Genomic DNA, 15,338 nt, shown 5'->3' on the forward strand with positions numbered 1-15,338 from the left:
TTTTTGTGCTATTGAGTTATATTTCACTTAGTGCACAGCAGTATTATTGGATAGAATTTACCGACAAAAACAATTCGGACTATAGTATAGAAAACCCTCAGGAATTCTTATCGCAACGAGCAATAGACAGACGAGCTTTTTTTAATATTCCTATTACTGTTTCAGATTTACCCGTTTCAAAAAAATACAAGCAACAGATTACTAATTTAGATGCCCATGTTTTAAAAACTTCCAAATGGATAAATGGAGTATTTGTTTCAAGTCAAAATATAAATTTTGAGCAGGAATTAAGTCAGTTAGATTTTATTAAAAGGGTAATTAAAATTCAAATAGAAAATACCAAAAGTATTACCTCAAAGTTTGAAATAGAACAAAATAATATTACCAGCGAAATAACAGAAGAAGAATACGGCTATGCTTGGAATAATATAAATACCATAAACGGGCAATATTTGCATGAAAATGAATATTTAGGTAGCACTATAGATATTGCTGTAATGGATAATGGTTTTAAAAATGTAGATGTTAATCCATATTTTGATTCATTAAGAACTATGGGAAAACTGCATGGGGCATATAATTTTGTAGATAATACGCCTAATGTTTTTTCAAATGGCGAACACGGAGCTTTTGTAATGTCAACTTTGGCGGCATATAAAAAAGATACATTAGTAGGTACTGCACCTTTGGCTAATTATTATTTATTTACTACAGAAGATGAAAACCATGAAGGTTTGCCGGAAGAAGTAAATTGGGTAATGGCAGCCGAGTGGGCAGATTCAGCATTAGGAACGTGGGTGGTACTTACAACATCATTAGGTTATACCAATGGATTTAATGACCCCGGCACCAACCACACTTATGCCGATATGGACGGCAATACCACTATTATAACCCGAGCTGCTGATATGGCGGCACAAAAAGGAATGCTGGTGGTAAATAGTGCAGGTAATGAAGGCACATCAAGCTGGCATTATATAGGAGCTCCAGCCGATGGCGATAGTGTTTTAGCTTTGGGAGCTATAACAGTAGATAAAGAAATGGCAGTTTTTAGCTCGTATGGCCCAAGTTCTGACAACAGAACAAAACCCAACGTAAGTGCATTAGGACAAGGTGTGATAGCTGTAAATCCATTTCAAGAATTAAAAAGTATAAGTGGTACTTCTTTTTCTTGCCCTATTACCTCAGGTATGGCAGCCTGCTTGTGGGAGGCTTTCCCGCAAAAAAGCAATATGGAAATATTTTATGCTATTCAGCAAAGTGCACATTTGTATTATGCTCCACAAAATCAGTTTGGCTATGGAATACCAAATTTTAAAATAGCTTTTCAAATATTGCAAGCCGGAGCAAATGGAGAAAATAAGTTAAAGGTTTTTCCTAATCCGGCAGATAACGAGCTCAATATATTTTTTGTAGAGCAAAAAGAGGGGAAATATACTATTAATATTGCAGATGCATCCGGTGCAATAGTTTACAAAGAAAGTGATTATGCTAAAACTTATACTTCTAAAATAGATGTAAATTTTTTACCTCAAGGGGTATATTACCTATCGGTACAACAAGGCAAAAAAGTGTATAAATCTAAGTTTATAAAAGAGTAGCCTAATTTTTAGGTTCTTCCCAAAGTTCAATTTTATTGCCTTCTATATCTAAAATGTGAACAAACTTGCCATAATCATAGGTTGCTATTTCATCTAAAACGGTAACGCCTTCTTTTTTAAGTTCAGCTACCAAACTTTCCAAATCATCCACCCGATAATTTATCATAAAATCTTTAGAAGATGGCTCAAAATATTTGGTATCATCGGGGAAAGTGCTCCAAAGTGTGTAGCCCGTTTCTGAGGTATCATTATCTTGTTTCCAGTCAAATTTAGTTCCGTAGGGAGAAATATCAAACCCCAAATGAGTTTTATACCATTCATTCATTTTTCCGGGATTTTTACATTTAAAAAAAATACCGCCTATTCCTGTTACTCTTTTCATATTGTTTTGTTGTTTAGTTTTGTTAAGTAAAATAGTATTAAATGCAAAACCAAAACCAAATGATAATGCAAGTGCTAAAATTATAAATAGTTTTTTGTTCATTTTTAATACTTTATCAGTCAAATATAAGAGTAGTTCGGTAATAAAAGTACTTCTCTTTCTGTTTAGCTTTTAAAATAGCTTTTAGATTATTTTGGATTTTACGATTGGTATTAGTTTCGTTAGTGAATATGCGATTATAATGTTGATTAAAAACAACAAAGCCATTCTTATATTTAAGAATGGCTTTGATAATTATTAAAACAAAAATATTTTATCTATCCGCATTTTGAGTGTCCACAACTTTTGCAGTTTAAGCAACCCTCTTCATATACCAAAGATGGTTCTTTACATTCAGGACATTCATTATTAGCAGGCACAGTACCATCTGGCACAAATCTTTTTAATGCACGCACTACTCCGTTTTTCCATGTATTTAAAGTAGTATCACTTAAGTGTAAGTTTTCTACCATATCTACAGCAAAATTAATAGGCATTCCGTGTCTTAATACTCCGGATATTAATCTTGCATAGTTCCAATATTCTTTATTAAAAGTTCTTGACAGTCCTTCTATAGTTGTTTTAAATCCTTGGCTGTCTTCATATTGAAAATCGTAGCGTGTTTTGTTATCGTCTGTTTTTCCTTTTATTACCCAGCCTCTTTTCACTTTAGATAATATAGAGAAAGATTCTTCTGCCGCTCCTGTAAATATTTCATACGGACGACCGTCTAACAAACCTATTACAGCTATCCATTGCTCTTTATTATTGTTAAACTGTACTATTTCTGCTTCTAATTTTTCAGGTCTTTTAGGAGCATTGGTTTCTTTAAAAGCTTCTAATAAAGCATCTTTTTTATCTTCTTTAGATACTAATACACCACTTCTTGAACCATCTCGGTAAACGGTAATTCCTTTACAGCCACTTTCCCAGCCTGTTTGGTAAATTTTACTTACTAATTCTTCTGTGGTGTCGTTGGGCACATTTACGGTAACGCTTATAGAGTGGTCTATCCATTTTTGTACGGCTCCTTGTAGGCGTACTTTTTCTATCCAGTCAACATCGTTTGCTGTAGCACCGTAGTATGGCGATTTCTCTATTATTTTATCTAATTCTTCGTCTGTTAAGTGCTCTAAATGGTCTAATTTATATCCGTTTACTTCTAACCAAGTTTTAAATTTGTGGTGAAATACGTGATATTCTTCCCAAGAATCGCCTAATTCATCTACAAAAGATACTTCTACTTTTGCATCGTTAGGGTTTACTTTTCTTCTTCTTTTATAAGAAACCATAAATGCCGGTTCTATACCGGAAGTGGTTTGTGTCATTAAACTTGTAGTGCCTGTTGGGGCAATAGTAAGTAAGGCGATATTTCTTCTTCCGTATTTTACCATATCCTTATACAGTTTTGGGTCGGCATCTTTAATACGGTTTATCATTGGGTTTTTCTCTTCTTTTTTAGCATTATAAATAGGGAAAGCTCCTCTATCTTTTGCCATATCTACAGAACTTCTGTAGGCTGCTAATGCCAACATTTTATGTATTTTAGTAGAGTAATCTGTAGCTTCTTTTGTGCCGTATTTTAAACCTAAAGCAGCCAGCATATCTCCTTCGGCAGTAATGCCTACACCAGTTCTTCTACCTTGTATTGCTTTGTTTTTTATTTTTTGCCAAAGTTCAAATTCATTGCGTTTCACATCTCTACCTTCTGGGTCAGCGTCTATTTTTTCTATTATTTTATCTACTTTTTCCAATTCTAAATCTACAATATTGTCCATTATACGCTGTGCCATAGCTACGTGCTTTTTAAATAGCTCAACATTAAAATGTGCTTTATCTGTAAATGGATTTTCTACATAACTATATAAATTTATAGCCAATAAACGACAACTGTCATAAGGGCATAATGGAATTTCGCCACAAGGATTTGTAGATACGGTTTTAAATCCTAAATCTGCATAGCAGTCAGGTATAGATTCTTCTATTACGGTGTCCCAAAACAATAAACCCGGCTCTGCCGATTTCCAAGCGTTATGTATAATTTTATCCCACAGTTTTTTAGCATTTATATTTTTTGTTACCTGCGGATTTTTTGAATCTATAGGATATTGTTGCGTATATTCTGTATTGTTTTTTACGGCACGCATAAAATCATTATCTAAACGAACTGAAACATTTGCTCCGGTAACTTTTGTGCCGTCCATTTTTGCATCTATAAAATCTTTTGAGTCGGGATGCTTAATAGATACCGAAAGCATTAAAGCTCCTCTTCTGCCATCTTGTGCTACTTCTCTTGTAGAGTTTGAATAGCGTTCCATAAAAGGAACTATTCCCGTAGAGGTTAAAGCACTATTTTTAACGGCACTACCTTTGGGTCTTATGTGCGATAAATCGTGTCCTACGCCACCTCTTCTTTTCATTAACTGAACTTGCTCTTCATCTATTTTTAGTATGCCACCATACGAATCAGAATTACCATCATTTCCTATTACAAAACAATTTGACAATGACGCTATTTGGTAATCGTTTCCTATTCCTGTCATTGGTCCACCTTGAGGAACAATATATTTAAAACCTTTCAATACATTATATATATCTTCTTCAGAAAATGGATTTTTGTAATTGTTTTCTATACGAGCTATTTCTTTAGCTAACCTTCTGTGCATTTGATCCGGAGTAGATTCATAAATTTTACCCTCAGAATCTTTTAAAGCATATTTATTTACCCAAACACCTGCTGCCAGTGTGTCTCCTTCAAAATAATCTGTAGCGGCTGCTACTGCTTCATCATAAGTATAAATTTTCTGCTTTGGTTGGTTTGCTATAGTTTTGTTCATAGTTAATGTTTTTTTAAAAATTTCGTAATAGAAAGGTAGCACAAGATAGGGGTATATTTGAGGTATTCTAAATTTCAAAAAAAGAACTTTTTAACATTAATGTGCATAGCTCATTCTATCCTTTTGTTTATCAGAATTTTGCAAAATTTATTTTATGTTGAAAACTCATTTTGAAAAAAGAAATGAAAAGGTATATTAAAAAACACCACGTATAAAATTTGTAAAATTGTAAAAACATTTTTACTCGTGGCACGACTCCAAGTCATACTACGAGTAAAAGGATTTCAAAGCAAGGTATGCGAAGCAGGATTAATATTTAAGCCGAATAATCAGCTTGCTCTCCTACTTTAACTTCTTCAGATTTTTTGTTTCTATTAGCCAATTTCTTAAAAATTCTATACACCAAATACAATATACCTATAACAGCTATTATGGCTAATACGGGAATAACTATGGCTAAAAATATCAAGAGAACCGATGTGCCTGTTTCTATGGTAGAAACGGCATGATTTCCCACTCCGGCAGTAGCCGCTGTAGAAACTAACCTTGTGCCGGCTGTGGCACTTTTTATTACTCCGGCTGTGCCACCACCGGCTATTATGGCAAGCCCCCACGTAAGCATAGGACTTAAATCTGTAACTGATGCTGCCACTACGCCCGTTCCTGCCAATGTTGCCAATGGCACGGCTGCGGTATCTAATAAATTATCTACCCACGGAATATAGTACGCTCCTATTTCAAGAAGTGAAGCTAAACCTAAGGCTATCATAGCAGGTATAGAACCTACCCACTCAAATGTTTCTCCTAAAGGTATAACATTGAAATGGCTGGCTATACTTAGTGCTAATAAAGGCAAAAAAACTCTAAACCCTGCGGCAGCGGCTAAGCCTACACCCAAAAAGATACTCATTATTATTTGTGTTGCCATTTTTGCAATAATTTATTAAACATATATCAAAATACGTGCCTACAATAAAAAAGCCAAGACTATCAACGGTCTTGGCTTAGTTTTTTAAAGTATTTTATAAGTTTTTTTAAACTTTTGCTGCTGCATAATCCGGTACTAATATTCTACCGCAATGTTCGCAACTTATTATTTTCTTTTGTTCATCTATATCTATTTGCACTTGTGGCGGGATAGCCGCATGGCATCCACCGCAAGAATTTCTTTCTACCGATACTACTGCTAAGCCGTCTTTATAAGCACCTCTAATTCTATCGTAAGCTTTTAATAATGACTCATCTACGTTTTCTCTTTCTTTTTCAGATTTTTTTAATAAATCTTTCTCTTCTTTGTCGGTTTCTTTAGTTATGCGTTCAAGTTCTTCTTTCTTGTCATTTAGCATACCTTCAAGCCTTGTAATTTTGTCTTTATTTTCTTCTAAATACGTTTTTTTGTTTTCTAAGTTTTCTTTGGCTTCACGTATTTTCTTTTCAGCTAACTGAATATCCAACTTTTGCATTCCTACTTCTTTAGTTAATGCGTCAAACTCTCTACTGTTTTTCACATTATCCATTTGCTTTTCATACTTTTTAATTAGCTCGTTAGATTTTTTTATAGATTCTTCTCTCGCCACTAATTCGCTTTCTACTTCGCCTATACCTTCAGCTATGTTATCTACTCTTTTAGTTAAGCCTGCAAGGTCGTCTTCTAAATCTTCTACTTCCATAGGAAGCTCGCCTTTTAATGTTCTAATTTTATCTATTTGAGTATCTATTACTTGAAGTTCATAGATTTTTCTCATTCTGTCTGCTGCTGTTTCTGCTTTCTTCTTTGCCATTATTTATTTAGTTTAAATAAAATATTTTACGGGATTTGTGTTTATTTCCGTCAAAATGACTGCAAAATTACTAAATTTTTTATTCAATTTTTCAATTAATAATTCCGAAGTAAATTGTTCACTTTCATAATGACCAATATCTGCTATAATTATTTGATTATCAGCATCAAAAAATTGATGATACTTAAAATCTGCCGTAATAAAAATATCTGCCTTGTTAGAAATAGCATCTTTTAACAAAAAACTACCCGAGCCTCCGCATAAAGCTACTTTTTTAATTTGTGGCTTTATTATTTTGGTATGTTTAATGGCTGGCACTTCAAAAGTTTCTTGTAGCATTTTTAAAAAGTCTTCTGTATTTATAGCTTCGTTTGGTTCGCCTACCATGCCACTGCCTACTTCTTGGTTTGTATTAAGCAGCGGAATAATATCGTAAGCCACTTCTTCGTAAGGATGAACATCTATTAATGCTTTTAAAACGGTTTTTATTTTAAATTGAGGTACTAAAACTTCTATTTTATATTCATCTACTTCTTCTCGTTCGCCTATTTCTCCTATGGTGGGGTTGGCATCTTCATTTGGCATAAAAGTTCCTATTCCTTTGGTGCTAAAACTGGCTTCGCTATAATTTCCTATGTTTCCTGCTCCTGCGTCAAAAAGGGCATTTAGCACTTCTTCTTTATGCACTAAGGGAACAAAAGTTATTAATTTGCTTAGCAAAGATGTTTTGGGTGCTAAAATTTGAGTGTTTATTAAGCCTAATTTATCACTAATTTTTTTATTTACACCGTGTAGCACATTGTCTAAATTAGTATGAATGGCATAAATAGCAATGTTGTTTTGTATGGCTTTTATAATGGTTCTTTCTATATAATTTTTGCCGGTAAGGCTTTTTAAACCGGAAAAAATAATGGGGTGATGGGCTATAATCAATTGAGCTTCTTTGTCTATAGCTTCTTGCACTACATCTTCTATGGCATCTAAGCAAACTATGGCTTTATCTATTTCTGCATTTTCGTTTCCTACTATTAATCCGCTATTATCGTAAGATTCTTGAAGCGAAGGATGAGCCACTTCTTGCAGATAATTTATTATTTCTTTAAGTTTCATAAAAGTAAATTTAATGAGCTTCTAACCAATTTTTGCCTGTGTCTATTTCGGCTATAATAGGCACTTTTAACCCCGAAATGGCTGTTTCCATTTTATCTTTTATAATGGTTTTTATTTCTTCTGCTTCTTTTTGTTCTACATCAAATACTAATTCGTCATGCACTTGCAGAGTCATTAAAGATAACATTTTACGTTTTTCTATTTCTTTTTGAATGTTAATCATGGCTATTTTTATCATATCGGCAGCAGAGCCTTGCACGGGAGCGTTTATAGCATTTCTTTCGGCATGACTTCTTTGTATGGCATTTTTAGAATTTATATCATAAAGTTTTCGTTTTCTTCCCATTATGGTGCTTACATAGCCATTTTTTTGAGCCAATTTAATGTTTTCATCCATATATTTTTTAATATCCGGATAGGTTTTAAAGTACGCTTCTATAATTTCGGCACTTTCTTTACGGCTTAAATCTGTTTGCTGGCTTAAACCAAAGGCGGTAACGCCATAAATAATTCCAAAATTTACAGTTTTGGCGTTGCTTCTCATTTCTCTGCTTACTTGGCTTAACGGCACATTAAAAACTTTAGAAGCCGTGGCTGCGTGTATATCTAAACCGTCATTAAATGCTTGTAACATAGTTTTATCGCCACTTAGCTCTGCCATTAACCTAAGTTCTATTTGGCTATAATCGGCAGCTAATAAAATATTTCCTTCTTTTGGAATAAAAGCTTTTCTTACTTTTTTGCCTCTTTCTGTTCTTATAGGTATGTTTTGTAAGTTGGGATTGGTAGAGCTTAGTCTTCCTGTGGCGGCTATAGCTTGGTTAAATGAAGTGTGTACTCTTCCTGTTTTTTTATCTATTAATTGAGGTAAAGCATCTACATAAGTAGAACGCAGTTTTGCTATTTGTCTGTACTCTAAAATATCGTGAACTATGGGATATTCTTTTTCATAGTTCATCAGTTTATCTTCGCCTGTGGCGTATTGTCCTGTTTTAGTTTTACTGCCTTTGTAAGGTATTTTTAAGGTATCAAACAAAGCTTCTCCTAATTGCTTGGGCGAATCTAAATTGAAATTAAAACCTACTTCTTTTATGATTTTTTCTTGAACTTGCAGTTGCTCTTCTGCCAACTCTTTTGAGTACGTGTTTAAAAATGCTTCATCTATTTTTACTCCGTTTCTTTCCATTGTGGTAAGCACCGGAACTAAGGGCATTTCTATATCATTAAAAACGTTTTGTAGGTTTTCTTGTTTTAACTTTTCGCCAAATATGGCAAATAATTGTTGTGTTATATCTGCATCTTCAGCGGCATAGTTGGTTTGTTCTGTTAATTCTATTTCGTTAAACTGCTTTTGATTTTTTCCTTTTTTGCCTATTAAATCTTCTAAGTGTATGGTTTCGTACTTAAGATAGTCCAAGGCTAAATCGTCCATATTGTGTTTGGCATCCGGCTCTAATAAATAATGAGCCAGCATGGTATCAAATAATTTTCCTTTTACATTTATGCCATAATTCTTTAAAATATGCATATCGTACTTAATGTTCTGAGCTATTTTTTCTATTTGTTCATTTTCAAATATAGGTTTTAAAACAGATAATAATTCTGCTCTGTTGCTATCATTAAAAGACAAATAATAGGCTTCTTTTTCATGAAAACTGAACGACATTCCTAAAATACTTTCATTCATGGCATCTAAACCTGTGGTTTCGGTATCAAAAGTAAAAGACTTTTGCTTGCTTAAAAGCTGTACAAAGTTTTCTAAGTCTTTTTTAGATTCAATAAGTGTATAATTTACTTTTTCTTTATCAAACTTATTGTACTTGTCATTTTTAGCAGGTGGAGCTACATCAGTACTTTGAGTAGAAGCAAATAAATCTAATTGTCCGCTATTAGAATTGTTGGGCGTTTGTTGTGCGGTAAAAGCATCGCCCAATAGTCTTTTGCCCAGTGTTTTAAATTCCATTTCATTAAAAACTTCATTTAATTTATCTGTATCCGGTACTGAAATTATTAAATCATCATTGCTACAAGTTATGGGTGCATCTAAAATAATGGTAGCCAATTTTTTTGATATAAAAGCTTGCTCTTTATTTTCAATAACTTTTTCTTTCATTTTGCCTTTTAAGCTATCTACGTTTTCATACAGCCCTTCCATACTGCCATATTCTTTTATAAACTTTTTGGCTGTTTTTTCTCCCACTCCCGGAATACCCGGAATATTATCTACGGCATCGCCCCACATACCCAGTATGTCTATAACTTGCAGTGGGTTTTCTACTTCCCATTCTTCTTGTATTTCGGGTACGCCTAAAATTTTAACGCCATTGCCGGCTCTTGAAGGCTTGTACATAAAGATATTAGGAGATACTAACTGAGCAAAATCTTTATCGGGTGTTACCATAAAAACGGTGTAGCCTTCTTTTTCTTTCTCTTTAGCCAAAGTGCCTATTACATCATCGGCTTCATATCCTTCAAGCTCTAAAATAGGAATACCATAAGCTTTAATAATATCTCTAATATATGGCTCCGACAGCTTAATATCTTCAGGTGTTTCGGCTCTGTTGGCTTTATAAAAATCGTGTTCTTGAGCTCTAATAGTTTGGGCTTTAAAATCAAAAACTACGGCTATATGCGTTGGTTTTTCATTTTTTAAAATAGAACTTAAAAATTCGGTAAAACCTCTAACGGCTGTGGTGTTAAATCCTTTAGAGTTAAGTAAGGCTTTGGGTACACTTTCGCCTGCGGCATTTCTGGTAAATCCTAATGAATAATAAGCTCTAAAAATAAGAGCATAGGCATCTAATAAAAATAATTTTTTTTCTTCCATAGTATAAATGTAAAACTAAGGATTAATTTTAGAACAAAGAAGTTCCTTTGTTTTTTATGCTTAAAATAGTTTGGTGGTAGGATGTATAAAAACCTTCAAAAACCAAGGGCTTATGACCCCTTGGTTTTCCTGTAGTTTAAATTGTAAAATGCTAATTGTGGAGGAAACTTGTATAACTATTCTTGTGAATTACAAATGTTATATGCGTAAATCTTTTTTCTGTGTCTTAATTCTGCCTTGATGAGTTCTGGAAAGATTTTTTTCTTTTCTTACAATCCGTAGATTTGCTTTTCTTTTGTGATATACTCTAAAATTATTTTCTAAATCTTTATCGGAAAAGAGAATTAGGTTGTTATTGTCTTTATTATACTTAACCTTATTTACATCAATTTTGTTTAGTTCAATAAATCTATCTATAATAATTGACAAGGTGTTTGGCTGTCTATGATCTACATTTAATTCAATCCAACTGCTTTCTATACCTGTTTCTTGACATTTTACTTTCCCTTTTTTTGAATGTAATTGAAAAAAGTTCTGTTTTACAGTATGTAAATCTTCTTGTATTGTATTCCTACATGCAACTGTAAATTTTGCTAATGGAGTCCTTTTTCCACTAATGGCTAATTTATAAGAAAACATGTGTTTTGAATCATCGTCAAATAATATCTCAAAGCATTTAGTATTATATTGTACTTTGCCAATTTTAATTTGCTTTATACCCAAATGTGATTGCTCTCTATTCCTTTTTGAATATTTTAATAAATTACTAACTAATTCAAAATCAAAATTGGTCAATGTATCTCCGAATTTATATGAATTTAAAATGGTTTTATAAAAAAATAGAGCATCTTTTTTATACTTAAATTCTTTATCTCCTATTTTTATTGCCATCTTAATTTTATTTTATCTACCGATAAAGATAGTTATTGTATTTAAGAAAGCGAAAAAATAGAAAAAGAGTGCAATATAATGTGTAACTTTTTTAAAATATATTAATAGTAAGTAGCTTAAAAATATATCTAAAAATCCTAAGAGTCATAACCCCTTTAAAAACAAAGAGCTTGCCTATATCTAAGCAAGCTCTTCGCTTTTTAACAAAATGAAAATTTTAATATTAAGCGTTTAATTTTTTAATAGTATTTAAAGCACTACCATCTTTAAACCATTGTATTTGAGTTTCGTTGTAAGTATGTGCCACTTCAAACTCATCTGAAGAGCCGTCTGAGTGGTGCAATACTACTTTTAAGTTTTTATTTGGAGCAAATGTTGTTAATCCTAAAATGTCAATAACATCATCTTCTTGTACTTTATTATAATCATCAGGATTTACAAATGTTAAGCCTAACATACCTTGTTTTTTCAAGTTAGTTTCATGAATACGGGCAAATGATTTAACAATAACAGCTCTTACTCCCAAATGGCGTGGTTCCATAGCGGCATGCTCTCTTGATGAGCCTTCGCCATAGTTTTCATCTCCTACTACTACGCTTCCTATTCCGGCAGCTTTGTATGCTCTTTGTGTAGCAGGCACTTCGCCATAAGCTCCTGTAAGTTGATTTTTAACTTTGTTGGTTTCTTTATTAAAAGCATTTACCGCACCTATCAGCATATTGTTTGAAATATTATCTAAATGACCTCTGTATTTTAACCAAGGACCAGCCATAGAAATATGGTCGGTAGTACATTTTCCAAAGGCTTTAATTAATAATTTCATACCTTTTAAATCTGTTCCTTCCCACGGTGCAAATGGCGTTAACAACTGCAATCTCTGAGAATCTGGTTTTACAACTACATTTACACCACTTCCGTCTTCTGCCGGAGCTTGATAGCCGTTGTCATCAACAGCAAATCCTTTTGGAGGCAATTCAAAACCTGTAGGTTCATCTAATTTTACTTTTTCACCATCTCTGTTTACTAAAGTATCTGTAATTGGGTTAAAATCTAATCTGCCTGATATGGCTATAGCTGCTACCATTTCTGGCGAAGCCACAAAAGCATGAGTATTAGGGTTTCCGTCTGCACGCTTAGCAAAGTTTCTATTAAAAGAGTGAACTATACTGTTTTTTGGAGCATTTTTAGGATCGCTATATCTTGCCCATTGTCCTATACAAGGCCCACAAGCATTGGTAAATATAGTGGCTTTTAAATCTTCAAAAACTTCTAATAAACCATCTCTTTCGGCAGTAAATCTTACTTGCTCAGAACCCGGATTAATACCAAATTTGGCTTTTGTATCTAATTTTTTATCTAAAGCTTGTTGTGCAATAGAAGCCGCTCTTGATAAATCTTCGTAAGAAGAGTTAGTACAAGAACCTATTAATCCCCATTCTACTTCAAGCGGCCAGCCGTTTTTAACAGCTTTATCGTGCATAGAGCCTACTTCTGTTGCTAAGTCTGGAGTGAAAGGACCATTTAAGTGAGGCATTAATTCACTTAAATTTATTTCTATTAACTCATCAAAATATTTTTCAGGATTTGCATAAACTTCGGCATCTCCTGTTAAGTGTTCTTTTATTTTATTTGCCATATCGGCTATATCGGCTCTATCTGTAGCACGTAAATAACGTTCCATACTTTCATCATAGCCAAAAGTAGAAGTAGTAGCACCTATTTCTGCACCCATGTTGCATATAGTACCTTTACCGGTACAAGACATACTTAAAGCACCTTCTCCAAAATATTCAACCACAGCACCCGTACCGCCTTTTACAGTTAGTATTTCTGCTACTTTAAGAATTACATCTTTAGGAGCTGTCCAGCCACTTAATTTTCCTGTTAATTTAACGCCAATTAATTTAGGCATTTTAAGTTCCCAAGGTAAATCTGCCATAACATCTACTGCATCTGCACCACCTACGCCTATAGCTATCATTCCCAGTCCACCGGCATTTACAGTGTGTGAGTCTGTTCCTATCATCATTCCACCCGGGAAAGCATAGTTTTCTAATACTACTTGGTGTATAATTCCTGCTCCGGGTTTCCAAAAGCCAATACCATATTTATTAGAAACAGAAGATAAAAAATTAAAAACTTCAGAGGATTGATTTAAAGCGTTTTGTAAATCTTCACTAGCACCTAATTTTGCTTGTATTAAGTGGTCAGCATGCACGGTAGATGGAACTGCTGCTGTTTTTTTGCCTGCTTGCATAAATTGCAATAAAGCCATTTGAGCCGTTGCATCTTGCATAGCCACCCTGTCCGGAGCAAAATCTACATAAGATTTACCCCTTGTGTAATTTTGTAAGGGAGAATCTGCATGCAAATGCGTGTACAATATTTTTTCTGTTAAAGTTAAAGGTTTATTTAATACCTTTCTTGCTTCATCTATTTTTTTTGGAAGCTGGGCATAAACCTTTTTAATCATCTCAATGTCAAAAGCCATTTTTTTTATCCGTTTTTAATGTTAAAAATTACGATGCAAAGATACAACTATTACAAAGAAAAATTTGAGTAAATAGTTCCCGTTAAATAATATTTAGAATAATTTAAAATAAGACTTTAAAAAATTACCTAAATTAGCTTTGTGAATTTTACCGATTATTTAAAATTGGCTTTTAGTGCCTTAAAATCAAATAAGCTAAGAAGTGCCTTAACTTTAACTATTATTGCTTCCGGAATTATGGCATTGATAGTTATTTTTACCAGTATTGATGGTATTAGAAATAATATTACCGATAATTTTATAGAGCTGGGAGCTGGAGCTTTTACTATTAAACCCGGAGTGGAGCTAAAAGAGCAAAGAAGAAGAGGAATGCCCCAAGAAATAGAAAAAATTAGTTTTAATGAAGCGGAAATGTTTAAAAACAAATTCAAATTTCCGGCAAAAATTTCGCTACACGCTACGGTTAATGAGAATGTAATTATTAAGAGCAAGTATAATGAATCTGACCCTAATGTTAAAATAGAATCGGGAGATATGAATTATTTATCGGTGTCCGGAAAAAATATTTTAAAAGGCAGAGGGTTTTCAGAAATGGAAATGAATGATGGAGCAAATGTGGCTATTATAGGTTATGATGCGGCAGCAAAAAATTATCCCGCTATTGACTCGGTAGTAGGAAGTATGCTACTGGTAGATGGCAGAAAGTATAGAATAATTGCTTTATTGGAATCTAAAGGAGCATCGGCAGGTAAAAACGATAATTTTGTTTTAATACCTTATACTAAAGCCAGAATGGATTATGATTTTACTAACAAAAGTTTTGACATAATAGTAGAAGCCAATAAAACAGAACTACTGGAACAGGCTATAGCCGAAGCAGAGGGCATTATGCGGGGAGTTAGAAAATTAGAGGCTTTAGAGGCTAATAATTTTCACATAGTTAGAAGCGATAAATTAGCTAATACTTATTTATCTAATATTGCTTTTATAGAAGTGGCAACCGGAGTAATAGGCTTGCTTACACTTTTGGGGGCAGGTGTGGGCTTAATGAATATAATGCTGGTATCGGTAAACGAACGTACAAGAGAAATAGGTTTAAGTAAATCTATTGGTGCTACAAGGCGTACTATTTTTATGCAATTTTTAATTGAAGCTGTAAGTATTTGTGTTTTAGGGGGTATAATAGGAATTTTGCTGGGAATAGTTTTTGGTAATTTAGTTACCATTTTTGTTCTTAAATCTAATTTTACTTTAGCTGTAAATTGGGTAATAGGAGGTTTAATTTTTTGTACGTTTATTGGTTTGTTGGCAGGGTTGTTTCCTGCATACAGAGCCAGCAAACTAAACCCCGTAGAAGCACTTAGATATGAGTAAGCAAT

General features: G+C 33.4%; 10 protein-coding genes. 2 read left to right on the forward strand and 8 right to left on the reverse strand.

Annotation, left to right across the window (positions count from 1 at the left end; translation table 11 throughout):
• Window positions 1-11: 11 nt before the first annotated feature.
• Window positions 12-1,601, forward strand: coding sequence for a S8 family peptidase (locus H6578_02035; GenBank protein MCB9225937.1), 1,590 nt, complete (start codon window positions 12-14; stop codon window positions 1,599-1,601).
• 1 nt (window position 1,602) lies between these two features.
• Here H6578_02035 and H6578_02040 read toward each other — a convergent pair whose 3' ends face one another.
• The 8 genes from H6578_02040 to H6578_02075 form a co-directional block, all read right to left on the reverse strand.
• Window positions 1,603-1,983 carry a VOC family protein gene (locus tag H6578_02040; protein MCB9225938.1) on the reverse strand — a complete coding sequence of 127 codons (381 nt, stop codon included), beginning with the start codon at window positions 1,981-1,983 and terminating at the stop codon, window positions 1,603-1,605.
• A gap of 317 nt (window positions 1,984-2,300) precedes the next feature.
• Entirely contained in the window at window positions 2,301-4,859 is a 2,559-nt protein-coding gene (locus H6578_02045; GenBank protein ID MCB9225939.1) for an adenosylcobalamin-dependent ribonucleoside-diphosphate reductase, read from the reverse strand.
• Between the two features lie 316 nt (window positions 4,860-5,175).
• The gene (locus H6578_02050) at window positions 5,176-5,787 is read right to left on the reverse strand and encodes a DUF4126 domain-containing protein (GenBank protein MCB9225940.1); all 612 of its coding nucleotides are present in this window, start codon (window positions 5,785-5,787) and stop codon (window positions 5,176-5,178) included.
• Between the two features lie 106 nt (window positions 5,788-5,893).
• Complete coding sequence (locus H6578_02055; GenBank protein ID MCB9225941.1) at window positions 5,894-6,640, reverse strand: hypothetical protein; 747 nt, start codon at window positions 6,638-6,640, stop codon at window positions 5,894-5,896.
• A gap of 12 nt (window positions 6,641-6,652) precedes the next feature.
• Window positions 6,653-7,750: a Nif3-like dinuclear metal center hexameric protein gene (locus H6578_02060; protein ID MCB9225942.1), complete on the reverse strand. Its 1,098-nt coding sequence runs from the start codon at window positions 7,748-7,750 to the stop codon at window positions 6,653-6,655.
• A 10-nt stretch (window positions 7,751-7,760) separates the two neighbouring features.
• Entirely contained in the window at window positions 7,761-10,577 is a 2,817-nt protein-coding gene (polA, locus tag H6578_02065) for a DNA polymerase I (protein ID MCB9225943.1), read from the reverse strand.
• 198 nt (window positions 10,578-10,775) lie between these two features.
• Window positions 10,776-11,474: a DUF3223 domain-containing protein gene (locus H6578_02070; protein ID MCB9225944.1), complete on the reverse strand. Its 699-nt coding sequence runs from the start codon at window positions 11,472-11,474 to the stop codon at window positions 10,776-10,778.
• A gap of 217 nt (window positions 11,475-11,691) precedes the next feature.
• The gene (locus H6578_02075) at window positions 11,692-13,959 is read right to left on the reverse strand and encodes an aconitate hydratase (GenBank protein MCB9225945.1); all 2,268 of its coding nucleotides are present in this window, start codon (window positions 13,957-13,959) and stop codon (window positions 11,692-11,694) included.
• 141 nt (window positions 13,960-14,100) lie between these two features.
• Between H6578_02075 and H6578_02080 the strand changes: the two genes are divergently transcribed.
• Window positions 14,101-15,333: an ABC transporter permease gene (locus H6578_02080; protein ID MCB9225946.1), complete on the forward strand. Its 1,233-nt coding sequence runs from the start codon at window positions 14,101-14,103 to the stop codon at window positions 15,331-15,333.
• Window positions 15,334-15,338 lie beyond the last annotated feature (5 nt).

Source organism: Chitinophagales bacterium (assembly GCA_020635995.1).
GTDB lineage: Bacteria > Bacteroidota > Bacteroidia > Chitinophagales > UBA8649 > JAFMKE01.